The 26,509-nt window shown below is 70.5% G+C and carries 20 protein-coding genes; 8 read left to right on the top strand and 12 right to left on the bottom strand.

Annotation, left to right across the window (positions count from 1 at the left end):
- The first annotated feature begins 2 nt into the window (after positions 1-2).
- Together ENSA5_RS04780 and ENSA5_RS04785 are read left to right on the top strand one after the other, a co-directional pair.
- Complete coding sequence (locus tag ENSA5_RS04780) at positions 3-2,405, top strand: cyclic nucleotide-binding domain-containing protein (protein ID WP_106390361.1); 2,403 nt, start codon at positions 3-5, stop codon at positions 2,403-2,405.
- A gap of 6 nt (positions 2,406-2,411) precedes the next feature.
- Positions 2,412-4,529, top strand: coding sequence for an NAD(P)-binding domain-containing protein (locus ENSA5_RS04785; RefSeq protein ID WP_146155329.1), 2,118 nt, complete (start codon positions 2,412-2,414; stop codon positions 4,527-4,529).
- A gap of 8 nt (positions 4,530-4,537) precedes the next feature.
- Here ENSA5_RS04785 and ENSA5_RS04790 read toward each other — a convergent pair whose 3' ends face one another.
- Positions 4,538-4,948 (bottom strand): hypothetical protein, encoded by a 411-nt coding sequence (locus ENSA5_RS04790; RefSeq protein ID WP_146155330.1) that lies wholly within the window; start codon positions 4,946-4,948, stop codon positions 4,538-4,540.
- Between the two features lie 413 nt (positions 4,949-5,361).
- Here ENSA5_RS04790 and ENSA5_RS04795 point away from each other — a divergent pair, with 413 nt between their 5' ends.
- The 3 genes from ENSA5_RS04795 to ENSA5_RS04805 all read left to right on the top strand — a co-directional run bounded on the left by ENSA5_RS04795 (position 5,362) and on the right by ENSA5_RS04805 (position 10,020).
- On the top strand, positions 5,362-6,081 hold the full coding sequence (locus ENSA5_RS04795) for a spermidine synthase family protein (protein WP_258182735.1): 720 nt from the start codon (positions 5,362-5,364) through the stop codon (positions 6,079-6,081).
- A gap of 227 nt (positions 6,082-6,308) precedes the next feature.
- On the top strand, positions 6,309-8,384 hold the full coding sequence (gene metG / locus ENSA5_RS04800) for a methionine--tRNA ligase (protein ID WP_106390364.1): 2,076 nt from the start codon (positions 6,309-6,311) through the stop codon (positions 8,382-8,384).
- Positions 8,385-9,216: 832 nt separating this feature from the next.
- A complete protein-coding gene (locus ENSA5_RS04805) occupies positions 9,217-10,020 on the top strand; it encodes a hypothetical protein (protein ID WP_106390365.1) in 804 nt (267 codons plus the stop codon).
- Positions 10,021-10,023: 3 nt separating this feature from the next.
- Here the strand turns inward: ENSA5_RS04805 and ENSA5_RS04810 are convergent, their stop codons facing one another.
- From ENSA5_RS04810 to drmA, 7 genes are all read right to left on the bottom strand, one after another.
- Positions 10,024-10,914 carry a TlpA family protein disulfide reductase gene (locus tag ENSA5_RS04810; RefSeq protein ID WP_106390366.1) on the bottom strand — a complete coding sequence of 297 codons (891 nt, stop codon included), beginning with the start codon at positions 10,912-10,914 and terminating at the stop codon, positions 10,024-10,026.
- A gap of 80 nt (positions 10,915-10,994) precedes the next feature.
- On the bottom strand, positions 10,995-11,594 hold the full coding sequence (locus ENSA5_RS04815) for an MBL fold metallo-hydrolase (protein ID WP_106390367.1): 600 nt from the start codon (positions 11,592-11,594) through the stop codon (positions 10,995-10,997).
- 65 nt (positions 11,595-11,659) lie between these two features.
- Positions 11,660-12,190: a hypothetical protein gene (locus ENSA5_RS04820; RefSeq protein WP_106390368.1), complete on the bottom strand. Its 531-nt coding sequence runs from the start codon at positions 12,188-12,190 to the stop codon at positions 11,660-11,662.
- A 71-nt stretch (positions 12,191-12,261) separates the two neighbouring features.
- A complete protein-coding gene (locus tag ENSA5_RS04825) occupies positions 12,262-13,287 on the bottom strand; it encodes a XylR N-terminal domain-containing protein (RefSeq protein ID WP_106390369.1) in 1,026 nt (341 codons plus the stop codon).
- A 179-nt stretch (positions 13,288-13,466) separates the two neighbouring features.
- Positions 13,467-14,258: a DISARM system phospholipase D-like protein DrmC gene (gene drmC, locus ENSA5_RS04830; RefSeq protein ID WP_106390370.1), complete on the bottom strand. Its 792-nt coding sequence runs from the start codon at positions 14,256-14,258 to the stop codon at positions 13,467-13,469.
- Entirely contained in the window at positions 14,255-16,132 is a 1,878-nt protein-coding gene (gene drmB, locus ENSA5_RS04835; protein WP_106390371.1) for an MrfA Zn-binding domain-containing protein, read from the bottom strand. The genes drmC and drmB overlap by 4 nt, the downstream gene beginning before the upstream one ends.
- A 2-nt stretch (positions 16,133-16,134) precedes the next feature.
- Entirely contained in the window at positions 16,135-19,638 is a 3,504-nt protein-coding gene (drmA, locus tag ENSA5_RS04840) for a DISARM system helicase DrmA (protein WP_106390372.1), read from the bottom strand.
- A 130-nt stretch (positions 19,639-19,768) separates the two neighbouring features.
- Here drmA and ENSA5_RS35585 point away from each other — a divergent pair, with 130 nt between their 5' ends.
- Positions 19,769-20,485 carry a hypothetical protein gene (locus tag ENSA5_RS35585; protein ID WP_181197374.1) on the top strand — a complete coding sequence of 239 codons (717 nt, stop codon included), beginning with the start codon at positions 19,769-19,771 and terminating at the stop codon, positions 20,483-20,485.
- Between the two features lie 6 nt (positions 20,486-20,491).
- Here ENSA5_RS35585 and ENSA5_RS04850 read toward each other — a convergent pair whose 3' ends face one another.
- Positions 20,492-20,881 (bottom strand): helix-turn-helix domain-containing protein, encoded by a 390-nt coding sequence (locus ENSA5_RS04850; RefSeq protein WP_106390374.1) that lies wholly within the window; start codon positions 20,879-20,881, stop codon positions 20,492-20,494.
- A 132-nt stretch (positions 20,882-21,013) separates the two neighbouring features.
- Positions 21,014-21,586, bottom strand: coding sequence for an RNA polymerase sigma factor (locus tag ENSA5_RS04855; protein WP_106390375.1), 573 nt, complete (start codon positions 21,584-21,586; stop codon positions 21,014-21,016).
- A 59-nt stretch (positions 21,587-21,645) separates the two neighbouring features.
- Here ENSA5_RS04855 and ENSA5_RS04860 point away from each other — a divergent pair, with 59 nt between their 5' ends.
- Positions 21,646-23,259, top strand: a complete 1,614-nt coding sequence (locus tag ENSA5_RS04860) for a serine/threonine protein kinase (protein ID WP_106390376.1) — start codon at positions 21,646-21,648, stop codon at positions 23,257-23,259.
- On the opposite strand, the gene ENSA5_RS04865 is transcribed toward ENSA5_RS04860, so the two are convergent.
- Positions 23,256-23,771: a hypothetical protein gene (locus ENSA5_RS04865; RefSeq protein WP_106390377.1), complete on the bottom strand. Its 516-nt coding sequence runs from the start codon at positions 23,769-23,771 to the stop codon at positions 23,256-23,258. The two genes, ENSA5_RS04860 and ENSA5_RS04865, sit on opposite strands and share 4 nt — an antisense overlap.
- Positions 23,772-24,825: 1,054 nt before the next feature.
- Here ENSA5_RS04865 and ENSA5_RS37020 point away from each other — a divergent pair.
- The gene (locus ENSA5_RS37020) at positions 24,826-25,644 is read left to right on the top strand and encodes a hypothetical protein (RefSeq protein WP_181197375.1); all 819 of its coding nucleotides are present in this window, start codon (positions 24,826-24,828) and stop codon (positions 25,642-25,644) included.
- Between the two features lie 387 nt (positions 25,645-26,031).
- Here ENSA5_RS37020 and ENSA5_RS37025 read toward each other — a convergent pair.
- Positions 26,032-26,509, bottom strand: a 478-nt coding sequence (locus ENSA5_RS37025; protein ID WP_181197376.1) for a hypothetical protein, incomplete at its 5' end; no start/stop codon positions are given.

Below are 26,509 nucleotides of genomic sequence, written 5' to 3' on the forward strand. Positions count from 1 at the left end.
ACATGTCCACGACCACCGCCTGGCCCGACTCGCTGTTCGCGGCGCCGATCCTGCGCGGGGTCGATCCCGCGGGCCGCCGCGCGCTCGAGAACGCCGGGCGCCTGCGCTCGCTCGCGGCCGGCCAGCGGGTGTTCGCGGTCGACGAGCTCGGCGACAGCTTCTTCGTGGTCGAGCGCGGCGAGGTCGAGCTCTTCGCCCACACCCGCAATTCGATCGACGCCCCGGTCAAGCTCCGGGTCGCCCGGGCCGGCGAGACCTTCGGCGAGGAGGCCACGCTGCCCGGCGCTCGCCGCCGAAGCGAGGCCGTGGCCAGGACCCAGGTCGAGCTCGCAGAGATCCCCGCGGCGCTGTTTCAGCGCGCGCTCGGTCGCAGCGGCGGCGACGCCCGCGAGGCCCCCGAGCAGCGCCTCCTGAGGCGGCGGGCGACCGCCGATCTCCTGCGTCAGATCAGCCTCGCCGACGCCCTGCCCGAGGCCGACTTCGAGCTCCTGCTCGACGCCGCCGAGCACCGCGAGCTGCGTCGGGGCGAGCGGGTCTACGCCGCCGGGGATCGCAGCGACGGCCTGTGGCTGATCGCCCACGGCCTCGTCCAGCTCCAGAGCGAGGAGCTCGAGGGCGCCGCGGCGGTCCGAGCCTACCTGTCCGACGGCGATTTTTTTGGCGACGCGGAGCTGCTCGACGAGGGCCGCCGCTCGCTCTCGGCGGTCGCGACGGGCGAGAGTCACCTGCTCTTCGTCGCGCCCGCGGCGTTTCGGACCCTCGTCGATCGCAACCCCGAGCTGGTCCCGCGCCTGCGTCGGATCACCCAAGATCGCGCGACCCGCCAGGCCGCGGCCGTCGACGCGTCGCCCCACTCGACGCGCCACGTGTTCGCGGATCTGTATCGGATGCGGATGGCCCGCTCGCTGCTGACGATCGATCAAGACGCCTGCGTCCGCTGTGGCCACTGCGCGTGGAGCTGCGAGCAGGTCCACGGGGTCGCGCGCCTGGTTCGGCGCGGCGACAAGGTCGTGACCTCGCTGCGGGTCCTCGACGGTGAGCCGGCCGCGCGCGAGCTGCTGCTGCCCAACTCCTGCCAGCACTGCAAGAACCCCGTGTGCATGATCGACTGCCCGACCGGGGCGATCGGCCGCGATCCCGAGGGCGAGGTCTTCATCCGCGACTCGCTGTGCACCGGGTGCGGCAACTGTGCCAAGGCCTGCCCGTGGGAGAACATCCGCATGGCCCCGCGGGCGGTCGCCCCCAGCCCCAGCGCCGCGCGTGAACAGTTCGCCCCGAGCCTGATCGCCGCGGCCGAGCGCCGCGAGCTCGGCCTCGCCGAGATGTTCCCGGAGGTCGCGACCAAGTGCGATCTATGCCGCGACTACGAGGCGCCCGCGTGCGTGCAGTCGTGCCCGACCGAGGCGATCATCCGGCTCGAGCCCGAGCGCGACTTCGCCGAGGTCGCGGCGGTCCTCGATCTCTCCGAGCCCGGCGCGGGCCCGTCGACGCGGCCCGCGATCAAGTGGTCGAGCCTCGTCGTCGGGCTCGCCGCCAGCGCGGGCCTGGCCGCGCTGATCGCCGGCGCGGAGCTCTCGGCCCGACTCTCGCCCGCGTCCGGGATCGGGCTCGGCGCGGGCGTCGGCGCGGCGCTGCTGATCGTCGGGCTCGTCGGCCACGCGCTGCCCAAGCGCCTGGTCTCGGCCTGGATGCGACCCAGGCAGCGCCGGGCCAGGGCGCGCGCGCTCGTCGACGATCGGCCGGCCCCGATCACCCGCTCGAAGGTCCGGCCCTTCTACCTCGCGCACCTGAGCCTCGGGCTGCTGCTGCCCGGAATGATCCTGACCCACACGGGCCTGTCGGTGCCCGGCGGCGTCGCGGGGGTCCTGGCCGTGCTGAGCTGGATGACCCTCGCGCTCGGAGCCATCGGCGGGGCTTGCTACGCGATGATCCCCGCGCGGCTGACTCGGCTCGAGAGCGGCGGGGCGCTGCCCGAGGATCTCGCCCGTGAGCGCGAGCGCCTGCTCGATCGCCTCCAGCGCGAGCTCTCGGGCAAGTCGACCGTGCTCAAGCAGCTCGCGGCCGAGCACCTGCTGCCCTGGGCTCGGGCGCCGCTCGGGTGGCTGGCGCTGCTGGCCTCGGGCCGCGATCTCGGGGCCACGCGAGCCTCGCTGCGCGAGCGCGTCGAGGCCTGGCTGCCGGCCGCCCTGCGCCGCGACGGCGACCACCCTCGCGCCCGCGCCGAGGCCCTCGCCGGGCTCGAGCCGCTGCTGCGGACCTGCGTCGAGCTGCGCGCGCTGCCGGCCCGACGCGTGCTCACGGCCATGCTCCGCGCGTGGCTGACCCCCCACGTGATCCTGACGGGCGCGCTGCTCGTCGCGCTCGTGGCTCACGTCCTGCTCGTCACTGTCTTGTCCGGGAGCTGAGCGCAGGTGCCCGACCCACGCTCCCCCTCCCTCGCCGCTTCAAAGCCGATCCGTGGGCGGCGACGGATCGCGCCGAAGATCGAGCGGACCTCCGACATCACGCGAACCCGCGGGTGGTTGGTCGGCAGCGCCTGCGGGGCGCTCGGGCTGCTCGCGGCGCTCGCGATCGAGCTCGGAAGCGGCGCGTCGATCAGCCCCCGCCCGGCGATCTCGCGGCCGCACCGGGTCGCGGGCCTGAGCTGCGCGAGCTGCCACGGCGACGCGCGGCCGGGACCCGCGAGCGCCGAACACGATCCCGCCAGCGCCTGCGTCGGCTGCCATGAAGACCAGCGCTCGACCCGAGCCCCGCACGCGGCCCTGCTCGCGCGCGAGGCCATGCGCTGCACGACCTGCCACCCGATCCACGAGGCCATGGGCGGCGTCGCGTTCGTGCCTGGCGAGCCCGCGATCCGCTGGCGCAACGGCAGCGAGCGGGTCCTGAGCGAGCTCGAGCCGATCGGCGACGGCGGCTGGACCGGGCGCGCGCGCGCTGACGTGGCCCTCGTCGAGCTCGCGGCCTGCTCGACCTGCCACGACCCCGAGCGCGCCGACGACCCCATGGCCCACTGCGCGATCGCAGGTCAGCGCGGGCCCGAGGACCCGGCCGTGTGCTTCGACGAGCACACGCCGCTGCTCGTCGCCGCCGGGACCGAGCGCGCGGCCCTGTGGGAGCTCAGCCGTGAGGCCGCGGCCCTCGCCCCGCCCCCCGCCGAAGGCGACGCCGCCGTCGACACCTGGTCCGGCTCGGCGTGGTGGCTCGGCCTGAGCTTCGGAGCTGCGAGCCTGGGCTTGCTCGGGACGCGGTGGTGGGCGCGCCGCCGCGATCACAGCCAGCTCGCGCGCGCGGCCGCGGCCGACGCCGACCGCGAGGCCAAGGCCGGCGCCCAGCTGCGCCCGGCCGAGCGCCGCCGACTCCCGACGATCGACGCCACGACCTGCATCGGCTGCAGCGCCTGCGTCGACGCCTGCCCCTACGACGTGCTCGAGCTCCGCGCCTACGTCGCGATCGTGGCCAAGCCCGACGACTGCTGCGGCCTGACCCTGTGTGAGCAGCGCTGCCCCAACGGCTCGCTGATCGTGACCGAGGGCGAGCGCATCACCGAGCTCCCGCGCATCGACGACGCCCTCGCGGCCCGCGACGCCCCCGGGGTCCACCTCGCGGGCGACGTCACCGGGCTGCCGCTGATCCGCAACGCGATCAACCAGGGCGCCCACGCGGTCTCGGCGATCGCGGCCTCGCTCCCGCCCCGGGCCCGCGAGCGCGGCGGCGAGCGCTTCGATCTCGTGATCGTCGGCGCGGGCCCGGCGGGCATCAGCGCCGCGCTCGAGGCCCGGCGGCAAGGCCTGCGCTACGTGGTCCTCGAGCAGGCCAGCGCGGCCGAGAGCATCCGCAGCTTCCCGCGCGGCAAGCTCGTGTTCGATCAGCCCCTCGGCATGCCGATCGTCGGCGAGCTGTGGCTGCGCGAGTCGACCAAGGAGGAGCTGCTCGGCAAGTGGCTGCGGATCATTCGCAGTCACGACCTCCAGATCCGCGAGGGCGTGCGAGTTAGGGGGTGCGAGCGCGGCGACGCGGGCCAGCTGCGCGTGCTCGCCAGCGACCGAGACGGCGCGGCCCTGACCGTCGACTGCGCGCGGGTCCTGCTGGCCTTCGGGCGGCGCGGGACGCCGCGCAAGCTCGCCGTCGAGGTCCCCGACGCGATGCTCGACCACGTCCACTACCACCTCGCCGACGCGCGCAGCTTCGCGGGCCGCTCGGTCTGCGTGATCGGCCTCGGCGACGTCGCCATGGAGGCCGCGATCGGCCTCGCCAACCAGCCCGACACCAAGGTCGCCGTCTGCTACCGCGGCGGCGAGTTCAAACGCGGCAAGCGACGCAACCTCGACGAGCTGCGCCGCCTGATCGACGCCGACCGCGTCGAGATGTTGTGGAACACCGAGATCGAGGCGATCGAGCCCGGGCGCCTGCGCCTGCGCTGCGCCGACTCGCCCCGCTCGCTCGACGTCGACGCGGTCTTCGTGATGATCGGCAGCGTCGCCCCGACCAAGCTGCTCGAGGCCTTCGGCGTGCGCTCGGTCGGCGGCTAGAGCGGCGCTCACACGACCATGATCGGCCGCGTCTCGCGCTGACTGATCGCCACCTCGCGCTGATCGTCGAGCGCCGCCGCAGCCCACGCGAGCGCCTCGTCCGCCTCGTTGAAGAACGCGTAGGGCACGCCCGGGGGCTGCAGGGCGTAGAGCGCCCGCACGCGGTCCCGGGTCATCGTCGAGGTCACGAACGCGATCCCGCGCTGGAGCTGGCCGATCGCGCGGGCGCGCTCGAGCTGCCACTTGCGGTTCGGGACCTCGACGACCTCGAACTCGGGCTCGGTGCTGTCCACGACCATGACGAAGGGCTCACCGGCCGCGATCCTCGCGTCGAGACGCTTCAGATAGTCTGTGAACTCGGCCTTCCCCAGGCGAGCTCGAAGCACGAACACGGACACCGACTCTGGTGCGCTGGACATGGCCGGACCATAGCAATAACCACGCGTTCATGTGCAGTTAATTTCGCGAGTGCGAATCTACGCACATTTGGTCGAAAGGCCTCTCGCCCGCGCGATACCGTCGCGCCAATCCCACCATAACGGGGCCCTACAGCGCAACTTGATGAATTCACCAGTCTAGAGTTCGGTCGCCACCCGACCGGCGGGCCGGTTTAAGTGTGATGAAATTGTCGTGTGGTTCGGACTTCCACCATTGACGTCAATTTCATGAAAGCTGACGCCATCCGAGCGACCGGCCGCGCGTCGACACGACATGCGGGGCGTATTGCCCCACCACACGATCTCCCCGCCCTCGGCCAAGCTACCAAGCGGGATCTCCCCGTGCGCGGATCGCCGGTCAAGCTTGCGCGGGCGCGGGCTGCGGGCGCGGGCTTGTGGCCGCGACGATCAAGGGCTACACCGCCGCGATGCGCCCGTGGGAGACCCTCGCCGAGGCCGACGCGCCCGACGGGCAGCGCGTGGCCTTGCGTCGCCGAGGGCACGAGTTCTTGATCCGTGTGGGCGGCTGGGATCTGATGTCGAGCCGCGACGACACTTCGGCGCGCGCCCTGGCCACGGTCGGCTGCGGCGCGCTGCGTGAGCGCGCCGGGCTGCGCGTGCTGATCGGTGGCCTCGGCATGGGCTACTCGCTCGCCGCGGCCTGCGAGCTGCTCCCCGACGACGCCACGATCGAGGTCGCCGAGCTCGTGCCCGCGCTCGTCGAGTGGAACCGCGGGCCGCTCGCCGAGCTCGCCGGGCGCCCGCTCGACGACGCCCGCGTCCGGGTCTACCTCGGCGACGTCGCCAAGCGGATCGAGCAGGCCCGCGATCACTTCGACGCGATCCTGCTCGACGTCGACAACGGCCCCGATCCCCTCGCCCACGATCACAACGCCCGGCTCTACGGCCGCGCGGGCCTGCGGGCGGCTCACCGCGCGCTGCGATCCGGGGGCGTCCACGCGGTCTGGTCCTACTCTGACGCTGGCGACTTCGCCCGCGTGCTCGAGCGCAACGGCTTCGACGCCTCGGTCCACGCCGTGCCCAACCGGGGCCGCGATCGCGGCCGCAGCCACGCGATCTGGCTCGGACGGCGGCGCTCGGCGAGCCGACGCTGAGGGCTGTAGTTCGCGCCTGCGTGGCTGGCCGCCGCGAGTTTTGGCGGCGTGGAGGCTGCCGGACGGCCCAGCGCGGCCCACAGTAGGTCCCTGCCCTTCGAGGCCGCGAAGCCAAAACGAGGCTCTATCGGGCATACAGCGAGCTCCTGGCGACAACCGCATCGGGCGTCAGGGCCGTGGTCTGGGTTGTGGTGGGTTTTTCAGCAGCCTGCTAGAACGGCGCGGTCATGACCAAGGTCCTCGTCACCGCAGCTCTCACCTACGCCAACGGCCCGGCCCACCTCGGCCACGTGCTCGAGGCCATCCAGACCGACGTCTACGTGCGGGCCCGGCGGATGATGGGCGACGAGGTCATCTTCATGTGGGCCGACGACACCCACGGCACGCCGATCCAGATCCGCGCCCGGCGCGAGGGCATCGAGCCCGAGCAGCTGATCGCCCGGGTCTACAAGGAGCACGTCGCCGCCTACGACGGGTTTCAGATTGGCTACGACATCTTCTACACGACCCACAGCGACGAGAACCGCAGGCACGCCGCGGCGATCTTCGAGGCCCTGCGCGAGCGCGGCGACATCGAGGTCCGCGACGTCGAGCAGCTCTACAGCGAGGTCGATCAGATGTTCTTGCCCGACCGCATGGTTCAGGGCACCTGCCCGGTGTGCAAGACGCCCGATCAAGACGGCGACTCGTGCGAGAACTGCGGCAGCACCTACCGCCCGACCGAGCTGATCGAGCCGCGCTCGGTCATCTCGGGCGACACCCCGGTCCTGCGCAGCTCCGAGCACCTCTTCGTCCCGCTCGCGCGCCACGAGGCCTTCCTGCGCGAGTGGCTGACGCCCGCCGAACAAGGCGGCACGACGATCCTCCAAGACAGCGTGCGCAACTTCGTGCTCGACTGGGTCGACAAGGGCCTGCGCGACTGGGACATCTCGCGCGAGGCCCCCTACTTCGGCATCGAGATCCCGGGGTTCCCGGGCAAGTACTTCTACGTGTGGTTCGACGCCCCGATCGGCTACATCGCCGCGACCGAGAAGTGGTGCGCCGACCACGGCCAGGACTGGCGCGACTGGTGGAAGGCCCCGGCCGGCCGCGGCGAGGGCGAGACCGAGATCGTCCACGTCATCGGCAAGGACATCGTCTACTTCCACTGCCTGTTTTGGCCCGCGATGCTCAACGCCGCCAACTACACCGTGCCCTCGCGCGTGCAGGTTCACGGCTGGCTCAAGGTCAACGGCGAGAAGATGTCGAAGCGGCGCGGGACCTTCATCCTCGCCAACACCTACCTCGAGCACCTCGACCCGGCCTACCTGCGCTACTACCTGGCCGCGCGCCTGTCGTGCAACCAAGACGACTTCGACCTTGCGATGGACGACTTCGTCGCCCGGGTCAACGCCGACCTCGTCAACAAGGCCGCCAACCTCGCCAGCCGCAGCATCAAGTTCCTCAACTCCAGGCTCGGCGGCACCCTCGGCCCCGTGCCCGAGGACGGCGCGCCGCTGCTCGCGGCCGCGCGCGAGAAGCTCGCCGAGGTCCCCGATCTCTACCGCAACTTCGACAGCGCCAAGGCCCTGCGCCTGGCCATGGAGATGGCCGAGTCCTGCGACGCGTACATCAACGAGCACGCGCCGTGGAAGATCATCAAGCAAGACCCCGAGCGCGCCCGGGCCGTCCTCACGGTCGGCGTACAGGTCAGCAAGCTCGTCGCCGCGGTCCTCAAGCCCGTGCTCCCGCAGTGGGGCGAGAAGGTCGAGCGCATGCTCGAGCTCGACGCGCCCCTGACCTTCGCCAACGCCGCCGAGCCCCTGCCCGAGGGCCTCGAGCTCGGCGCCTACGAGACCCTCGCCGAGCGGCTCACGAGCAAGGTCCTCGATCAGCTGATCGAGGCCAGCAAGGAAGACGTCGCCGCCGACCAGGCCGTCGGCGCCAAGCCCGAGCCGGCTCCGGCCCACGACTACGAGGTCCCGCCGCTCGCCGACGAGGTCTCGATCGACGCCCTCGACCAGGTCGATCTACGCGTCGCCAAGGTCGTCGGCTGCGAGCGCGTGCCCAAGGCCAAGAAGCTCCTCCAGCTGACCCTCGACCTCGGCCCCCTCGGTCAGCGCTCGGTGTTCTCGGGCATCTCGCAGAGCTACGAGCCCGAGCAGCTCCTCGGCAAACACGTCGCCGTGTTCGCCAACTTGAAGCCCCGCAAGATGCGCTTTGGACTCAGCGAGGGCATGGTCATGGCCGCCGGCCAGAGCGATGACGCGGTCACCGTGCTCGAGCTCGACCCCCGCTCGCTCCCCGGCGACAAGATCAGCTAAAGGCTGTTTTAGACCCCCCCGACCGTCAGCAACTCTGCCACGGGCTGTTTTAGACCCCCCCCGACCGTCAGCAACTCTGCCACGCACGGCCGCAAGCGGCCGGTCGCTGCGTCGCTGCGCTCCTTCGCTCGGTGGGCTGGTATGAGCTTCGCAATCGCCTGCGTGGCCCCCTAAAAGGGGGCTCGTTTGACTGTGAGCATGGGGTGGTTTTGACCCGCCGCGGCCGTCTGCGACTTTGCCACGCACGGCCGGCGGGATGGCGTCCAGCGCATCCGAGCGGGGCCAGCTCCCGCCAGGAGCAGAGCGCAACAAGGCGACAGGAGGTCCGAGTTCGGGGTATCGCCGTACGAAAAGCACCTTCGACGCCCCGCCGACCGGCCTGGCGGCAGCACACCAAGAGCCTTCTGCATTCCAGATGGAGAGGCGACGCCCCGTACTCGGACCTCCTGTCGCCCTGCGCGGACCCCCAACGCCACGACACAGCCTCATCAACAACTACGAGCTCCCCGCCCCGCCCCGCGAGATGGCGTCCAGCGCATCCGAGCGGGTTCAGCTCCCGCCAAGAGCAGAGCGCAACAAGGCGACAGGAGGTCCGAGTTCGGGGTATCGCCGTACGAAAAGCACCTTCGACGCCCCGCCGACCGGCCTGGCGGCAGCACACCAAGAGCCTTCTGCATCCCAGATGGAGAGGCGACGCCCCGTACTCGGACCTCCTGTCGCCCTGCGCGGACCCCGACGGCACGACACAGCCTCATCAACAACTACGAGCTCCCCGCCCGCGGTACAGCACCTTTCCACTTGGCGAGCCGCCTCAATTTGCGACAATCAGCGGATGCTCCGTCTGACAACGCCCGCGCTCCTCGCCTTGTCCTTGCTCGTGAGCGGGTGCTTCGACGATCCAGGCCCCGGCACCGGTACATCTGGCGACGGCGATTCAGACACGCAGACCGACTCTGACAGCGAAACGAGCACATCCGGCGACGGCGACGGCGACGGCGACGGAGACGGCGACGGCGACGGCGACGGCGACGGCGACGGCGACGGAGACGGCGACGGCGACGGAGACGGCGACGGAGACGGAGACGGCGACGGCGACCTGGTCTTGCTCGACTTCGCAGCGGACCTGTGCAGCTTCGGCCCGGAGACGGTCGGCTCCTACGATCCCGACGGCGCCGGGTTCCTGTTCCTCGACTGCCCAACAGGGGGGACGAACACTTTCGGTGGCGCGCTGACAAAGGCCAACCCGACCCTCGACGGCGGCCGCTCCTTCGCCGGCCCGCAGCTGTTGATCTACCCGCCGAGCTCCAACCAACCCACGGCCCACGTCAGCGTGCAGTACGACTACGTCCTCATCGAGTTCGGTGACCGGCTCATGTTCTCGGCTGGTTGCGGCGCGGGCAAGCAGACCTGCGACGCGATGATCGAGGTCAACTACGTCGACGGCCAAAACATGGTCCACCCGCTGCTCCCCAAGTTCCCCGAGACCCTCGACGGCAACCTCCAGGTCATCGAGCATCCGCTCGACGACCTCGCGGGTCAGACGATCGGCCTGGTCCTCATCGTGTATTCGGATCCTGGGATCGGAGACGACGGGATCTTCTTCGGCGACGGCAAGATCGTCCGCCCGGGCGGCTGAGCCTCAAAGCTCGTGTTCGACGAAGTCGAGCGCGTAGTAGGGGTTGCCGTTCTCGATGTCGTCGTCCCAGTGCACGACCTTCAGCTCGGGATCGAGCAAGAACACGAAGGGGTAAAACCCTCCGTTGTAGCTGTCGCGGACCTTCTGCTCGATGTCGACGAACACGGGGATGTACGCGTCGGGGTGGGTCATGTACCAGCTTTGGGTGTCCGCGATGTCGGGCAGGCCGCCGTCGCCGCCCTCGACGATGAAGGTTACCCACCAGACCTGAAGGTCGTGGACCTTGTCGGGCAGGGTTGGGTAGGCTTCGATGTAGCCCGCGGTCGTCTCGCTGACGAGCCCGCCGAGCCAGTAGGCCATGCCGTGGCAGGGCCCGCACCACTGGGCCGAGATGTCGACGATGAAGTGGGCCGGCTCGCCGGTCGAGTTGATCGTGAAGTTGGCGAAGTCGTAGAGGTCGACGAGCTCGCCGTGGCGATCGAAGAAGGAGTCACGCGGGAAGGGGGTGCCCGGCGCGGTGCTGGGGTTGGACCAGCTGCCCTGGGCCAGCTCGTCTTTGTTGGGGTTGTAGGGCCACCACCCGGTGTAAATTCGGCTCTCGACGTCGAGAGGATCGGTGCCCTCGAGCAGCTCCCAGCTGTCCCAGTAGTTGTCGTCGTCGGTGTCCTTGTCGTTGGGATCGGTGCCGAGCTCGGCCTCTTCGGCGTCGGTCAGGCCGTCGGCGTCGCTGTCGAGCTCTTCGACCTCGCCGCCGGTCTCGGTCTCGCCCTCGCCCGTGTCGCCGTCGGCGGCGGGGCCATCGCCAGCGTCGTCGCTGGTGTCACAGGCGGTCGCGACGAGCAGGACAGACGAAGCCGCGAGGCCGAGGAGGCTAAAAGATGCAGTCTTGATCATGGGCGGCCCAGCAGACTGCCAGCATAGGGCATGGTTCCCCCTCGGGCGAACAACAAACTCGAGCGCGGCCAGGACCGGCCTCAGCCGGGAGGAAGCAGCTCGCAGAGCCGGGCATGGCCGTCACGGGCGAGCGGCCAGCCGTCGCCGACGAGCACGGCTTCGACCTGCTCGAGCGCGGCCAGCCGACGGACCGAGGCCAGCGCCGCCGCCCGATCGGCGAGCTTTTGCTCGGGCAAGAGGTTGAGCCGCCCGAGCGCCTGACCGCGGATCAGATCGCCCGTGATCAACGTGGTCTGGTCGAGCAGCAGCGCGAGCTCGCCCGGGGTCTTCGACCCGTGGAGCTCGAACGCGGTCAGGCCCGGGACCAGCTCGTCACCGTCGCGCAACCACCTCGCGCACCCAAGCGGAAGCTGATCGCGCTCGCCCGCGGGTCCGGCGAGCTCGGCCCCGAAGCGCGCCGCGAGCTCGGCCGCCGCGCGGGTGTGGTCGGAGTTGGTCACCACGATCCACGCGGCCCCGCCGAGCTCCTCGAGCTGGCCGAGGTCGTGCTCGGACAGCGGGAGCGGATCAACGAGCACGTTGCCGCGACTGCGGATCCACGCCAGCGAGTTGAAGTCGAGGTTTCGCGCCTGGTCGAAGACCGACCACGACCACAGATCTGCCCGATGAAGCTGCCGCATGCCTCGCGCAGCATAGGCGCTCTCGCCCCTGCTCGCCCAGGCCCTCGCACGTCGCCCGATCGCGGTCAGAGTCCAGCCGTGGCACCGAGCAGCTCGAGGCCCTTGACGTAGCGAACCGGCAGCTCGGGGGCCAGCGTGACCGGGGGCTTGGGCCACGGCTGCCGCCGGGCGTGGAGGGTCACCTCGAAGGTGTTGCCGACCACCAACTGCTTGTCCCGACCGTGGTCGGCGGGGCACGAGACGTACAGGGCCATCCGCGGCGGCGGCTCGCCAACACCAAGGACCTCGACCTCGATCGCCGCGACTGAATGCACGACACCGCACGCGACCCAGTGACCGCCGTGAACGACGACGATCCGGACCTCCGCGCGAGTCGCCGTCAGCGGATCGAAGGCCGGCAACCCGGGCTCGGCGGCCTCGCTCGGCGCCGCGGGACCGCGAGGGTCGGGCGCCGGCTCCGGCTCGACGCTCGGCGCGAGCTGCCCGGCAGGAGGACGCTCGTGGGCCGGCGCCGGCTCGGCGGGCTGCGCCCCACATCCGAGCACCGCCCAACAAGAGAAGCCGACCGAGAGCGCGGACCAGGGACGCACCTGCATCCCCTGAGGGTAGCGCCTTTGCTGACCCGTTCGTCGAGTCGGTCTCTCGGGCTGCTAGCAGCCCGGGGCTGCTAGCCCCTCAGATAGCGCAGGCAGTCTTTGAGCCCCGCCTTGAGGTCGCGCAGCGTCCGGACCTCCTGCATCGAGGCGCCGAGCCGGCTGAGGGTCTGCGCCATGGACGGGCTCAGACCGGTCAGCACGCAGCGCGTCCCGAGCAGCGCGGCCGCGCGCACGACCTTGATCAGCGAATCGGCGGTCTCGGTGTCGACGGACTCGACGCCGGTCACGTCGATGACCACGCAGCGCGACTGGCTCGTGACGATACGCTGGAGCAGGGTCTCAACGATGGCGCTCGAGCGGCGCTCGTCGAGGGTCCCGATGATCGGCATCACCAGCACGCTGTCCCAGATCTCCATGATCGGGGTCGAGAGCTCACTGATCGCGGAGGCCTGCTCCTCGACCAGCTCCATCTTGGCCTGGAGCTCGCGCGTGAGCGAGTACTCGGTGTGCTCGAGCGCCTCGATCCACGGGCGGGCGCGCTCGTCCCACTCGGACCGCAACCGGATCTCGAACTCGCAGCGCTCCGCCCCGCAGCCCATGCACTTGGTCTCGATCGCAACGATCGCGCGGCCGAAGAAGGCCGAGCACCAGCCGCTCGCGTAGCCCGTGAGCGAGTGGCACACGGGCTCCTCGCTCTCGCCAAATTCCCTCAGGTGATTCTCGGCTTCGTAGGAATTTCGCCAGATCCCGATCATCTGGAAGCGGCCCGCCTCGCGGTCGAACTCCAGAAAGGTCGGCTCGACGTGGACGATGCCCTCCCAGTTGTGCATCGCAGGCCCGGCTCCAAAGCGGTCCTCCTCGGTGCCCCAGTCGTAGCTGCGCTCGAGGGTCTGAAAGTCACCGTGGCCGCACTGGTAGCCGAATCGAGCCAGGATCGAGCGCGTGAGCTGGGGGCCGACCTGCTCGTGCAGCTGCCTCCGGAGCACCGCCAATGAGTCCTGGCGGAACACCAACATGCGGTCCTCTCCGAGAAAAAGTTGACCCGTCTCGGGCTTGAAGGCCAGCATTTCGGCGAGGTTGATGTCTTCGAGATTCATGGCAGGGCTCCTCGTTTTTACACGATTCACCGCGCCAAGAGCTGCGAGCGATTTCGTCGCTAGCCGGACTGGCCATCGCGCTTCGACCCGCGTGCCCTCCGCCAGCCCGGCGATCGACCGGCGGCGTGGGCGGCCCGCGTGGCCTCCGCGGTCGCGGTCAATCCGCGCACCCCGAGCCCTCACTCGCCGACGCGGCGCAGCAAGCCGTTGGCGATCAACCCCCGCCACTGACCCAACAAGGTCCGGGCAAAGTCGCGGCTTCGCAGCAGCACGCCGGCCTCGATGTTCCTCGTGGTCCCGGCGTTGGTGAAGTTGGCGCTGCCGACGATGCAGTGCTCGGCGTCGATGACCACGGTCTTCGCGTGCATCTGGGCGTAGAAGCCACCGTTGTGGTGCTCGGGGTCGGGGTTCCACCCGGCGGTGCGCGGATCGATGTAGAGCGCGGGCGCGATGTCCGTCCAGGTCCAGACCTCGGCCCGGAACTGCTCCAACGTGGCGTCGATCCGCTGCTCGCGGCTGCGCCGGTCTTTCGAGTCGGACCTGACCTCGAGCACCATCGTCACGTCGAGCTTGGTGGTGCACATTCGCTCGTACAGCGGCGCGAGCAGGCTCTTGTCGGTGAAGCGGTAGCCCGCCCAAAACACGCTCTCGCGCGCGCCAGAGATCAGCTCGAGCAGCTGGACCCGGGTGTCGAGGGCGGCGCTCCCGGGCGCCTCGGGCCCGGTCCACAGCAGCCGCGGGCGCTCGCGCTCGGCCCGGTCGCGCTCGCCGATCAAGGTGTCGAGCACGGCGAGCAGCGGCTCGCGCGAGAGCTCGCCGAGGACCCGGGCCAACAAGCGCGCGGTCTCGGCCTCGACGCCCCGCGCCTGGAGCTCGAGGCGCGCGAGCGGGGTCGAGAGCTTGCCCTGCGCGACCCAATCGCGCAGGTGGGCGAGGCTGGCCCGGGACACGCCGGTCAGGGTGTCGGTCACGGCCGCTCACCAAAGAAGGCCAGCTGCTCGGCCTGCCCGATCGTCGGAAACACCAGGGCCCGGTCCAAGAAGCGGTTGAAGGACTCGCACGAGGTCTCGGGGATGTACACGCAGCTGTGGCAGGCGGCGCCCTCGGTGCTGCGCTCGTCGAACTCGAGCTCGGGCTGATGCAGGGCGCAGACCGGGTCGCCCGAGCACAGGGTGCCGAGCTCGAAGGCCCGGCGCAGGTGATACCGGAGGTAGCGGCCCTGGTCGACGAGACCGCCGAGCGTGCCCTCGGACCCCGGGGTGCCGGTGCTCAGCAAGATCCCGGCCTTGCCGGGCCCGCTGTGGTTCGGCTCGCGACAATAGATCCGCTCGCGGATCGAGCTGGCCGCGTAGCCACACTCGAGCGCGATCGCGGTCATCAGCAGGTGCGAGAGCGTGTGCAGCATGTAGTAGCGCGCGCCACGAAATTCCACGGACCCGTGGCGCTGCGCGGCCCACCGACGAAAGCCGGTCAGGAGCTGGTCGTTGCGGGCCTGGACGCACTCGCGCGCCTCCCATGCGCGCAGGCGCTCCTCGTCGAAGCGCAAGAACAGGCCCTCGCCGTTGATCTCGATCGCCGGGAGCCACTTGGGCTCGAGGGACAGCGGCGCGATCTTGGCGTCGTCGCCGTAGCTCCCGTCCGCCCGGGCGATCGCGGCTTCGAGGCGCGAGAAGCCAAACTGGGCCTGGACCTCGCGCAGCTTGGGCACGAGCACGACCCCGGCGATGCCCTGAGGCAGGCCCTCGGCGGGCGCGCGCATGGTCCGGGCGAAGAAGCGACAGCCGAGCGGAGGCTGGTCCGCCTCCTGCTCGACGGGCGCGTTGACGAAGGCGTCGTACTCGGCCTCGTCGAGGGGTGGGAGCGCCTTGTCGGCGCCCTCGCGGCGGCGCTCGATCGCGGCGAGCACGGCCTCGTCGCCCCAGTCTGCGGGCAAGGTCGCGCGCAGCTGTGGGGTGTGCTCTCGCAAGACCCGCAGCACCTCGAGGCTGGTCACGGTCCCGAGCGTGGCCCAGTTGGCGCCGACGGCCTCGGCCAGCGCCTCGTCGTGAACCGGCAGCCACAGGGCGCTGAGGCACTGGGCGAAGTAGCCGTTGGTCGCCGTGCGGACCAGGAGCCGGGCCTTGTTCTCGCAGCGCTGACCGGCGACGTCGCGGTCTCCGAGCCACGGCCGCGCGCCGCTGCAACTGGGCCGCAGGGCCGGGATCAAGGCCTGGGCGAGCTTGGCGGTGGCCCCACAGTTCTCACACACGGCCCGGATCTCGCTGATGTCACCGGACGCGCCCTCGCGCAGCTTGATGTCGGGCGCGTCGCAGCGCGGCATGCCGCCGACCCGGTGGGTCCACGCGTCCCATGGCCAGTCGCTGATGTGGCCGTCTTCGCACACCGCGACGAAGCGCACGGGCACGGCCCGCGCCGGCTTCTTGGCGTAGCCCGGTCCGCACCGGTGGGTCCGGCCGCGGCTGCCCTCCTCGAACTCGGTCGCGTGGGCGATGCTGTGGCAGCGCTGGCACTTGAAGTAGCGCGGGAACTCGAGGGCCTGGATGCCCTGGCGGGGCGTGGCTTCGTCAAAGTTGCACTCGGGCGGCGACTGGAGGCCGAGGTTGGGGGCCGGGTTCATCCCGAGCCCGCGCATGACCTCGATCAGCTTGGCGGTCAGGCGCGGCTCTTCGATCTGCTCGACGCCGTGCTTGGGCGCCTCGTAGCGCCAGTAGTCGAGGCCGCCGATCAGCACGGCGTCGTAGAGCAGGTCGATCATCGCGCCGGGCCCGTAGCCCATCAGCAGCTGGCTGCGGCGGATCTCGCCCTCGGGTCGATAGCTCTTCTTGGGCTTGTTGCTGCGCGCCATCGTCAGGACTCCTTGGCTCCGAGCTTGAACCGGCGCCACACGTGCACGCTGGGCTCGACGTCGCGCATCGAGGTCGGCGCGACGAAGCGGCGCTCGTCGGGGGTCAGCATCTCTTGAACCTCGGGGTCGGCGACCTGGACCTCGAGGGCGGTGCGCAGCAGCGGTCGGCCCTTGTCGCGGTGGCTGTCGAAGGGCGAGTAGTGCAGGTGCGCGAGCTTGGACTTGCGGTCGTCGATGATGCTCAGCCAGCAGTTGAGCAGGCTGTCGGCCCGGTCCCTCACGGTCCGGGCGAACACGTCGCCGACCGCCTCCCCGCCCGCGTCGATCGCCGGCTGGTTGGCGGCCTTGCCCTGGACCGCGTCGAGGATCCGCCGCGACACCGCCTGGAGGCCGGCGGCGTTCATCGCCTCGCCCGAGGCGGTCATGTCGACCTCGAGCAGCCGGGCCAGCGCGACGACCAGGGCCGCGAGCCCGCGGTCGATCGCCGGGGCCGAGAAGGGCGTGACGCTGGTCGCCTCGACGTGGCGGTAGAAGCTCTCGTGGTAGGCGACGAAGTGCTCGTAGTGCGAGCGATCCCGGGGCCGGTAGATGTTGTAGGCCGTGACCACGAGCCCCGGCCACTTCGACGAGCGACCGACGCGGCTGCTGGCCTGGATGTACTCGGCGGTGGTCTTGGGCTGACCGGCGACGACCATGACCCCGAGGCGCGAGATGTCGACGCCGACGGAGATCATGTTCGAGGCCAGGAGCACGTCGACGCCCTTGCCCTCGGTGTGGGCCGTGGCCGCCCGGCCCTTGGTCGCGGCGATCCTCGCGGTGCTCTCGCGGCTGGTGAGCTCCTCGCACAGGCCGATCGTCCGACGCGCGACCCACCTGTGCGGGGGCGCGGCGTCGAGGGGCAGGCCGTCTTCTTGCTGCCGGGCCCGGGTTGCGATGTCGTCCTCGACCAGGCGCCGCATGCCGCCGAGCTCGCGCAGCGAGTTGAAGTAGCCGGCCAGGGTGAAGTAGCCGTCGCTGTCCTCGACCGAGGCGCCGCCGACCTTCTCGGTCCAGGCCGCGGCCCCGAGCACGCACAGGTAGGTCCGCAGCAGCACCCGCTTCATCGAGCGGCCGGCCGCGGCCACGCCGACGTACACGCGCCCGGGCTTGTCGTGCTCGACGCGCGAGAACCAGGTCTCGAAGGGGTCGACGCCCTGGGGCGGAAACAGGTTGGTCTCGCGTCGACCGTAGAGCGCCTGGACCTGGCGCTGGGCCCGACGCACGGTCGCGGTCGCCGCGATGATCTTGGGCCGCACGCGCTCGCCCTCGACCTCGCGGGTGCACAGCTCCTCGATCGCGGTCTCGAACAGCCCGACCATGGTCCCGAGCGGGCCCGAGATCAGGTGGAGCTCGTCTTGCACGATCAGCTCGGGCGGCAAGAGCCCGGGGATCGCCTTGGCGGACTTGGGCACGCTGCTCGCGGGGGTCGCGGGCCCGTAGTAGCAGCTCGCGTCGCGGTGGGTCACGCGGCCGAACAGGAGGCCGGTGTCCCCGCGCCACGGCAGCATCGCGAACTTGTCGACGGTCGCGACCACGAAGCAGGGCAGCTCGCGGTAGAGCTGCTCGTCGACGAATTGCAGCGGCAGGCCGGCGCGGCTGTGCGGGGCCCTGGCGAAGGCACAGCCTTGGGCGTGGCAGCGGACCACGACCCGCTCGATCGCCGTGGTCGTCGACTCGACGGTCAGCGACTTGGGCTCGAGCTTCTCGCCGCACCAGGGGCAGGTCTGCAGCGGGCAGGGGTGACCGCCGCTGCCGGCCCGAAACGCGGTGAGCTGGTCCTTGAATTGCGCGAGGGTGTTGGCCGAGGCCTTGCCCCCGACCCACAGCCCGATCTCGAAGCGCCGCTCGCCGAGCTCGGCGCGGTAGCGATCTTGGCAGCGCATCATCTCGAGGGCGCAGATCAGGGTTGACGCGCGCTCGAGCTGATCGAGGGTCAGGAGGCGCAGGGTGTAGCGCAAGAGCACGGCCACGCCCTCGCCGCCGTGCGCCGTGCCCTGCCCGCGCAGGCGCCGAAGCACCAGCGTGAAGGCGATCAGGCCCAGGTAGGCCTCGGTCTTGCCGCCGCCGGTCGGAAAGAAGATCAGCTCGACCTCGTCGCGGAAGCCCGGCGCGTCCGCGTGCCCGGTGGGGTTGGCGATGTCGTCGAGGCACAGCAACACGAAGGCGAGCTGAAACAGGCGCCACTTCGGATCCTGGGCCCAGGGCTCCTTGGCTCGCTCGCCCCGCTGCTTGGCCTGAAAAAACATCGCCCGGTTGGCGTAGGCGAAGGCCTTCAAGACCTGGCGATCGCGCGCGAGCAGCTCGATGCCGCCGCGGATCCGGCGGGCGGCCGTCCGGGCCCGCTCGACCAGGCACGCGAGGGTCTCGGCTCGCTCCGGCGACAAGCCCTGGCCCGCGCCGACCAGCGAGGTCTCGATCCAGGCCTCGTAGGCGGCCGGCAGCCCGCCGAGCGCGGCCTCGACCGCCTGCGCGTCGCCGAGCAGGCCGAGCGCCTTCATCGAGACCGTCACCGGGGCGTCGGTCCGGGCGACGACCGGCTTGAACTCGGCCTGGGGAATCCACACGATCTCGACGCCCGTGACCCGGGGCGCGCCGGGCTCACCGAGCTCGGGTCGGAGCGAGCCCGCGACCGCCTGGGCCGCGACCCCGTGGCCGACGGCGTACTCGAACTCGTCGCGGTACTGCAGATCGTTGATCCGATCGTCGAGGTCGCTGCCGCCCTCGCCGGTCAGGTCTGGCCGGGGCAAGAAGCCGAGCTCGCAGTGGAGCTGGTACTCGAGCTGAAACAACAGGGCCTCGTCACGGTGGGCCGCGCCCTCGGGCGAGCGGCGGTTGACCACGAACAGGGCCAGGGCCTGCGAGCCATCTCCGCGGCCTGCGTCGGCGACCCGGCCCTGCAAGATCACGCCGTTGGCGACCGGGACCCCGCGGCTGACCAGCCCCGCGTCGAGCTTGACCACGACCGCCGGGCGCTCGACCTGGACGCGGCGCCACACCGGCGCGCCTTCGAGCTTGGCCCGGTCGCGGGGGTCGTCGGGCAGCCGCAGCAGCTCGCCGGACTCGGTCCGGATCGTGTCGAGTCGATACTCGCCCCAGCGCAGCGTCGCCGTGACCTCCCGGGCCCCGGGCGGGAGCAGGACCGAGATCCCGACCGAGACCGGGAACACCTTGCGCGTGGCCGGCTCGGGGTCTGGCGTCGAGCTGTCGTCGGACTCCTTGTCGCTGCCGAGCTCGAAATTCTCGTCGCCGTCGATCGCCTCGACCCGCCCCGACTCGAGGGCGGCGGCCGCGGCGTCGTCGTTGTCCGCGCGCCGCGGGGCGCTGTCGGCCTCGAGGATCGGCGGGGACAAGAAGCCGGTCAGGTAGCGGCGCGAGGGCGCGAGCCGGAGCAGCTCGGTGCCCGCGGCGTCGTAGGGGCCGACGAGCTCGGCGCGCAGGGCTTGGATCAGGTGTTCACGGACATGCATGCGGGCGGGGTGGACGATGGTAGTCCAATTCTCGCCGCGCTCGGGACCAAGGGTCCGGCCCCATCGACGCCCGCGCCCCCCACGCTCGCGCGAAATAGCTCCTCCAGGGGAGCATGATATTTTGTCGGAGATGAGAGCTCTACACCCGCTGCTTGGGGCGCTACTTCTAACCTTCCCGGTCTCAGCGTTGGGATGTGAGGGGCGCGGGGGCAGCGACGCGCAAGACTCATCGGCCACCGATGGTGGTTCAGAAGACCCCGGCCCTGCTTGCGAGCTCCTATCGACGGTCGAACTCGCGGGCGCCGACGCGCTCGCACCAAATGGCCGAACAGGTTCAGAGATCCTGGCGGCGATCCCCGAGTCGTTTCAAACGACGCTGCACTGGGACCTGTCGACCAGCCTTGTCGAGGTGGAAGTTCAGGAGGCTTCCGGACAGAGCTCGACGCTCAACCTGGCATTCACGCTGCCGCCCGCCCCAACGTTTCATTTCGAGGAGTGGGCTCCGGCGCCTGGTTTCAACGGCGACGTAATTTGCGACGACTATGTCAAGACCACACTGGACGTGACAGCGGAGACCCAAGACGGCGCCTTGTCGCTGAACCTCCCCGCGGTCGAGGTCAGGCTAGCAGCCGACGATCCCAGCACAGGATACTGGGCGAAGCCCTATGTCGCAGTCACACGACCGCTCATGTCACCCGAAGTCGAGTTCATCACACCGATAGCTCGAGTCGCCGACAGCGAAAAAGAATTCGCGCTCAGCTTCGATGGCGCCGAGGTTCCGGGTGCGATCACGGTCTACGCCACCAACTCGACCGAGACACACCGGATTGTGGTGGCTCGATGGTAGCGGGGGCTAGGAGCCCGTAGTGTCGTCCTCGTCGTCCTCGTCGTCCTCCCTCGCGGCCTCGAGCTCTGCGAACGCGAAGCGCAGCAGCTTGACAGCAAACTGAAGCTCTCGGGAAGACCGGCCCGCCAGAAGCTCGGTGAGCTCGCGCAGGCGCTCGCGCTCGCCGAGCTCGAACTCGGTGAACAGCGCGCTCATCTTCATGTTCAGCCCGCCAGCGAGCTTGCGGAGGGTGGCGAAGTCCGGTTTGCAGTCGCCACGTTCGAGCCCTCGGATCGTGTCCTCGGCCAGGCCGCTTCGCTTCGCCAAGATCTCGTAGCTGAGGCCCCTGCGCTTCCGCAGCGAGCGCAGATATCGGCCAAAAGCGACCGCGTTGTGGTTGTTCTTCTCCTCGGTCATCGATCTGCTCGTCCCCTGTCTGAGCAGCGGGCGCCCCGGCGAGCGTCGGGGCGGCGAGCGGCTCACCTCCCCTCCTCACGAGTCGATGCTTTGTTCGCGAGAAATCGAGAAAATATACGCGGCGGCCGAGTTTCAGGGTGACGGGGTCCTGAACGGGGTCCGGGTCCGGCGGGACTCGCGGTAGATTCGCTCGAGCTGTTTTTTGCCGGCCCACAGTCGTCGCCGCGCGGTCCCCTCGGGGATGCCATCGCGCTGGGCGAGGGCCTTGCTGTCGCCCCCCTCGAGGTAGTTGTTGATGGCGCTGCGGTAGATCGGGTCCAGCCGCGCGATGCACTCGCGGAGGATGTTGAGCTGGGTCGCCTCGAGCACGGCTGCGGGCGCAGACATGGGCGGCGAGGCGTGCGCCCGCCGACGGAGCTTGGCTTCGCGCGCGGCCTCGCGCGCGAGCTCGCCCCTCGCCGCTCGAAGCTCCATCCCCGCGAAGCTCAGCGCCCAGCTCAACACAGCCTCGGGCTCCTCGGGCGCTTGGGCCTCGAACTTGACGACGATGTCTTCCATCGTCCGCTGCAAGATTTCATCGAGCGCCCCGAGGCGCAGCCGGCGAGTCCGAAGGTAGGCGCTCAGCTCGGCGCTCAGCCACCGGCCGACCGCGTTCCTGGCTTCTCGGTCGCCCTCCCGCGCGGCTCGGATCTGCGCTCGGTCCACGGCGGCAGCCTACTATAGGAGCGGAGCCCACACAGCGCCCTGGGGTAGAGTCGGCGGGGATGTCGACTCGAGACCAACGCTCCCCCTCGAGCAGCAAGCTCGCGCAGCTCTTTGCCGAGCTCAACACCGAGTCCAGGCATGGACGAAGGTGGCAGCAGCTCATCGATCGGGTCTGGGAGGCCGCCGGGGCCAGGCAGTTTGACCCGAGCCAGCCCGGGCCCGAGATCGGCCGCTTCGAGGCGCTGCGCGTCCGCGGCATGGGTGGCTTTGGCGTCGTGTTCGAGGTTCGGGACCCCGAGCTCGACCGCCGCGTCGCCCTCAAGCTCTGTGTGACCCCCAGCCCCAAGGCCGCGGACGCGTTGATGGCCGAAGCCAAGGTCCTCGCCGGGCTCTCCCACCCCAACATTGTCACCGTTCACGAGCCCGGCCGCCACGGCGACGATGTCTTCTTTGTCATGGAGTACATGGAGGGCCCCAACGGCCACGAGTACGGCCAAGGCCAGCCGTCGCCAAGCTGGGGGGAGATCGTCGACGTGTATCGCGGGGCCGGCCGGGGGCTCGCGGCCGCCCACGACGCCGGGGTCGTCCATGGCGACTTCAAGCCAGCCAACATCCTGCTCGACGCTCGGGGCCGGGCGCGGGTCGCCGACTTTGGCCTCGCCCGCAAGATGATCGAGCACGCCCCCGCCGCCGAACAACAGGGGCTCCGGCATCGGCCCGGGACCTTGCCCTACATGGCGCCCGAGCTCCTCCGCGGCGAGGCCGGCGGCCCGCAGGCAGATCAGTGGGCCTTTTGCGTCGCGCTGTGGGAGACCCTCGACCGCTCGCTGCCCTTCGAGGGGCCGCGCTCCGGCGAGCTCCTCGACGCGGTCGAGCGCGGGCTCCCCGACCCGCGCAACCTCGACGTGCCCGAGGCCCTCCGCGAGCTCCTGCGAGTCGGCCTGGCCCTCGACCCGAGCGCGCGCCACCCCAACATGCACGCGCTCGTGCGCGAGCTCGACAGGCTCCGGGAGCCCTCCTCGCCCGAGCTCACCCCGGACCCCGCCCGGCCCCAGCACCGCGCCGCCGCGCTCGGCCGCGGAGCCTTCCTCGCGGCCCTGCTCGTTGCTGGGGGCGCCGTGTTTGGATCGCTGAGCTCGCGGCAGGCCTCGCCGCCCGCGCCCGTCGAGCTCGCGCGCGAGGCCGCGCGGGCGTCGGAGCTCCAGCCGGAGTTCGGGTGTGCGTATTGGGACCTCGACGCGCGGTCGCCCGAACCAGACGAGAAGCTTCGCGGCGTCTGCAGCTTGATCCGCCTCGGCCACTTTGACGAGGCAAGCGCGATCTGGGGGGTCATCCATGGGGTGCGCAACCACTCCCCCGCGGCCACAGGCATCGAGGGCTACACACGGTGGGACCTGGCCGTGGACACCCTCGTGGTCGCGCAGACCTTCCTCGCGGAGGCGGAGACTCGGCAGCTCAAAGGGAACTCGGCCTCGGCGATCGCAGCTGCCAATGAGAGCGCCTGGTGGGCAGCGGCCGCAGGCGACCTCGTGACGACTATTCGGGACGGTCAGCACAACAGCACGAACAACTCTCTAAAAGAAAAAGAAGACGCATCGTCAGCGTTGCGCGAGGCTCACGAGCGGATCGCCAACATCACCGCGCGCGCCGACCAGCTCACGGGTGACGGCTAGCCATAGAAGCACTCCACGGTGCCGTCATCGTTGGTAAAGCCGTAGCTGCACGCCATGAAGTCGCCATTACAGTCCGACGCGTGCCCGGGCTCGACGGAGTAACACACGCCTCCAGGGGCGCAGCACACGACGTAGTGTGCCAGGCCAACTAGCCCCTCCGGCGCCCGGACACACAGCCCCGCGTCGCACATGCTCGGGAAGGGCTGATAGCAGGCCACCCCGCCGCCTGCCACGGGCTCCCCGTACTCACAATAATAGCGCTCCCCCGCGACGCAGCTCTCCGCGGCGTCGACCGGCCGACACGCCGCCGCGTCGTCCTCGAGCTCGCAGCAGACGCTCGCATCGTAGACCGGCGCGTCGGGTCCCCTCCACTCACAGTAGCGCGCGAGGGTCTGCCCGACCGTGTCCGTGTACGGTGAGCCGTCGACGTCCCTGTAGACGAAGTCGCACAGGTTGGGGTCATTCGTCGCGAAGGTAGAAAGGAGGGTGGTGAGAATGATCGAGATCTTCATCGATGGACGCTATCACGCGCTGCCCGGGTCAATTCCAGCGTTGTCGCCGCTCCGGGCCGCGCGCGGCGAGCCCCTCTGCCCGAGTTTGGATCGCCGAGTTGACGAAGGGTGCGGCGTGAGGCGAGCCGACAAATCTGCGCGTGCTCCCCTGCTCCCGCGGGACCAGGCTCACTCGATCCCTCGCAGCGTGTGATGACCCTCGCGGGCCTGCCTCGGCTCGACCGCGGCGCCGAGCCGACAACGCCGACGCCCCAGCTCCGGACCCAGGCTCCTGCGCTCAAGCGAGGGGCGCGACGCGGCAGGGTCGAAGGCGGCGACGGGCGCAGCGCCACCTGTGCGCTCGACACGGTGCTCCTGCCACGCGCCCGCCCGGGGATCATCGGAGGGTCGTGGGCGGTGGCTCGGCTCCAGACCGCGCGACCGTCTCGCGGGCCCGAGGGCGGCGAGCTCGTCGGGCCCCGGGCCCGCGCCCTCGCGACGACACAGCCCAGCCCCGACACGCCCGGGCCAAGGCAGCGTCCGCGACGTCTCAGGCCGGCGTCCGAGCGGGGCGATCAACCTTTGGGCTCCCGGCCCCGGGCCCGCGCCGCGGCCCCCCGGGCGAGGCCGGCACCCGACCCCCCCCAAAATGGCCTCGGTCCACGGCCCGAGCGACCGCCTCGGCCCCAAATTCGATGAGCTCCGAGCCCGGACGCGAGTCGACCCCCGGCGAAAACGGGCTCGGGCCAATTTTTTTGGCGGTCGACCTGCTCAAAATTCGTGTCCGGCCCAGTTTTGGACCGACTCGACCCCCTCGAATTTCGAGCGCGAGCCAGCCAGCGGGCCGGTCGACCGGGCCGATTTTTGCCCCGGCCTGGGTCAGTGGGGCGAGCGACTGGCCCAAAAAGTGACCCGGATTGACCCGACCGCTCGGTCGAACGCCGTCGAGATTGAGCTCGGTCCACCGAAGGAGGCGAGGGCGTCGCGATTTTCTTGCCCCGGTCCATTCGGGCCCGAGGTCGAGTCGGGTTTAAAACCAATTTGCACCGCGGATTTTGTCGGCTACATCGTGGGGATGTTGCTCCCACTCACATCTTTGTTCGGTCTGTACATCCTGACCCCGGGTCGACGCATCTACGCGCTCAGTCGAGTCCGCGAGCAGGCCGAGGCCCACGACGCCCCGGGTCTATTCGAAGCCATCGACGCCGCGATCGCCCACGATCGAGGCGTCCTCGAGCTCGACGCGAAGCGGCGCAGCGCACAAAAGGCGAAGTTACCAAGGGTCCGCGACACGGACATCGTGGTCGATCGCAAGCTGAGCATCATCCACAGCTTGCTGACCCACTTCGCCTCCGAGGAGCCGGCCCCCTCGACCGCCGCGGCCCTGCTCTCGGCCCTGTTCCCCGTCAGCCTGTCCCATCACCTCCGCCTCCCCTTCGTCGATCAGTCGGCCGCCAACGAGCGCGCCCTCGAGCTGCTCGAGGCCGAGACCCACGAAAAGTGGCTCCAATCCCACGGCTTCGGCCCCCTGATCGCCGGCCTCCGTGAGGCCCACAACATCTTCAAGGCCACGCTCCTGGCCCGCGACGCCGCCTCCGGCCCGAGCTGGGACGAGGTCCGCGACGCCCGCGAGCGCGGCCAGGAGCTGTACCTGCAGGTCGTGGCCAAGGTCATCTCGCGCTTCGCCGCCACCCCCGAGCAGCGGACCGCCGTCTTGGCGCCGATCTGGGACCAGAACCTGGCGATCCAGGCCTATCGTCGCCAACGCCGGACGCCCGTCGACATCGACCCGGACTCGGGCGAGCTGCTCCTCGAAGACGCCGAGACCGAGGCCGAGGCCGAGGCCGAGGCCGAGGCCGAGGCCGAGGCCGAGGCCGAGCAAGGGGTCCTTTAGACCCCCACAGGCCTTGGCGACTCTGCCACGCACAGCCGCAAGCGGCCGGTCGCTCGCTCGCTCCGCTCCCTCCCTCGGAGGGCTGGTATGAGCTTCGCCGTCGTTTGCGTGGCCCCCTAAAAGGGGCTCCTTTTGGCCCGCGCCCCGGTCATCGGGGCCAGGCCCCCGCCGAGCTCGAGCTCAGGCACCCTCAACGCGAGGCTTCTACGGAAGCCTCGCTCGCGTTTAAGGCCCCGCTCGCTCGGCTGGGGGGTCTCGCCGTCGTTTGCGTGGCCCCCTAAAAAGGGGCTCCTTTAGACCCGCGCCCCGGTCATCGGGGCCAGGCCCCCGCCGAGCTCGAGCTCAGGCACCCTCAACGCGAGGCTTCTACGGAAGCCTCGCTCGCGTTTAAGGCCCCGCTCGCTCGGCTGGGGGGTCTAGCAGCCCGCGCTCCTGCGCCGCGCGCAGCTCGTTGAGGGCCATGAGCGCGTCGAGGACGGCGTCGTTGAAGCGCTCGAGGGCGAGCTTGTCGGCGGGGCTGAGATCGGGCAGCCGAGGGTCGCGGTAGGGGGGGATCTCGATCGATCGAAACAGCGGGGCGAGCTCGCGCTGCCTGGGGTCGCTGCTCGCGGCGAGCTGCTCGGCGTAGACGGCGAGCACGCTCCGGTCGAGCTCGAGGTGGAGCTCGCGGAGCTCGTCGAGGCGGGGGTCGGTGGCCGGGGCGTGGTGCTTGTGGCTGGTGTCGGCCTGGATGTTGGCGAGGTTGAAGCCGAGCAGGAGGTTGTAGGTGGTCGTGAGGCCGATCTGGTGATCGAGCATGACGACGGAGCGGAGGGTGTCGAGGCGCTCGCCGAGGGCCTCGAGGCGGGGGTGCTCGGTCCGGGGG

Source organism: Enhygromyxa salina, from assembly GCF_002994615.1.
Taxonomy (GTDB): Bacteria; Myxococcota_A; Polyangia; order Nannocystales; family Nannocystaceae; genus Plesiocystis; species Plesiocystis salina_A.

Bases quoted from the DNA above. Each gene is read 5' to 3' on its own strand.
- ENSA5_RS04865 (WP_106390377.1), bottom strand. From the start codon at position 23,771: ATGAAGATCTCGATCATTCTCACCACCCTCCTTTCTACCTTCGCGACG.
- ENSA5_RS04805 (WP_106390365.1), top strand. From the start codon at position 9,217: ATGCTCCGTCTGACAACGCCCGCGCTCCTCGCCTTGTCCTTGCTCGTG.
- ENSA5_RS04825 (WP_106390369.1), bottom strand. From the start codon at position 13,287: ATGAATCTCGAAGACATCAACCTCGCCGAAATGCTGGCCTTCAAGCCC.
- metG (WP_106390364.1), top strand. From the start codon at position 6,309: ATGACCAAGGTCCTCGTCACCGCAGCTCTCACCTACGCCAACGGCCCG.
- drmA (WP_106390372.1), bottom strand. From the start codon at position 19,638: ATGCATGTCCGTGAACACCTGATCCAAGCCCTGCGCGCCGAGCTCGTC.
- ENSA5_RS04820 (WP_106390368.1), bottom strand. From the start codon at position 12,190: ATGCAGGTGCGTCCCTGGTCCGCGCTCTCGGTCGGCTTCTCTTGTTGG.
- ENSA5_RS04790 (WP_146155330.1), bottom strand. From the start codon at position 4,948: ATGTCCAGCGCACCAGAGTCGGTGTCCGTGTTCGTGCTTCGAGCTCGC.
- ENSA5_RS35585 (WP_181197374.1), top strand. From the start codon at position 19,769: ATGAGAGCTCTACACCCGCTGCTTGGGGCGCTACTTCTAACCTTCCCG.
- ENSA5_RS04860 (WP_106390376.1), top strand. From the start codon at position 21,646: ATGTCGACTCGAGACCAACGCTCCCCCTCGAGCAGCAAGCTCGCGCAG.
- ENSA5_RS04810 (WP_106390366.1), bottom strand. From the start codon at position 10,914: ATGATCAAGACTGCATCTTTTAGCCTCCTCGGCCTCGCGGCTTCGTCT.
- drmB (WP_106390371.1), bottom strand. From the start codon at position 16,132: ATGGCGCGCAGCAACAAGCCCAAGAAGAGCTATCGACCCGAGGGCGAG.
- ENSA5_RS04815 (WP_106390367.1), bottom strand. From the start codon at position 11,594: ATGCGGCAGCTTCATCGGGCAGATCTGTGGTCGTGGTCGGTCTTCGAC.
- ENSA5_RS37020 (WP_181197375.1), top strand. From the start codon at position 24,826: ATGTTGCTCCCACTCACATCTTTGTTCGGTCTGTACATCCTGACCCCG.
- ENSA5_RS04780 (WP_106390361.1), top strand. From the start codon at position 3: ATGTCCACGACCACCGCCTGGCCCGACTCGCTGTTCGCGGCGCCGATC.
- ENSA5_RS04850 (WP_106390374.1), bottom strand. From the start codon at position 20,881: ATGACCGAGGAGAAGAACAACCACAACGCGGTCGCTTTTGGCCGATAT.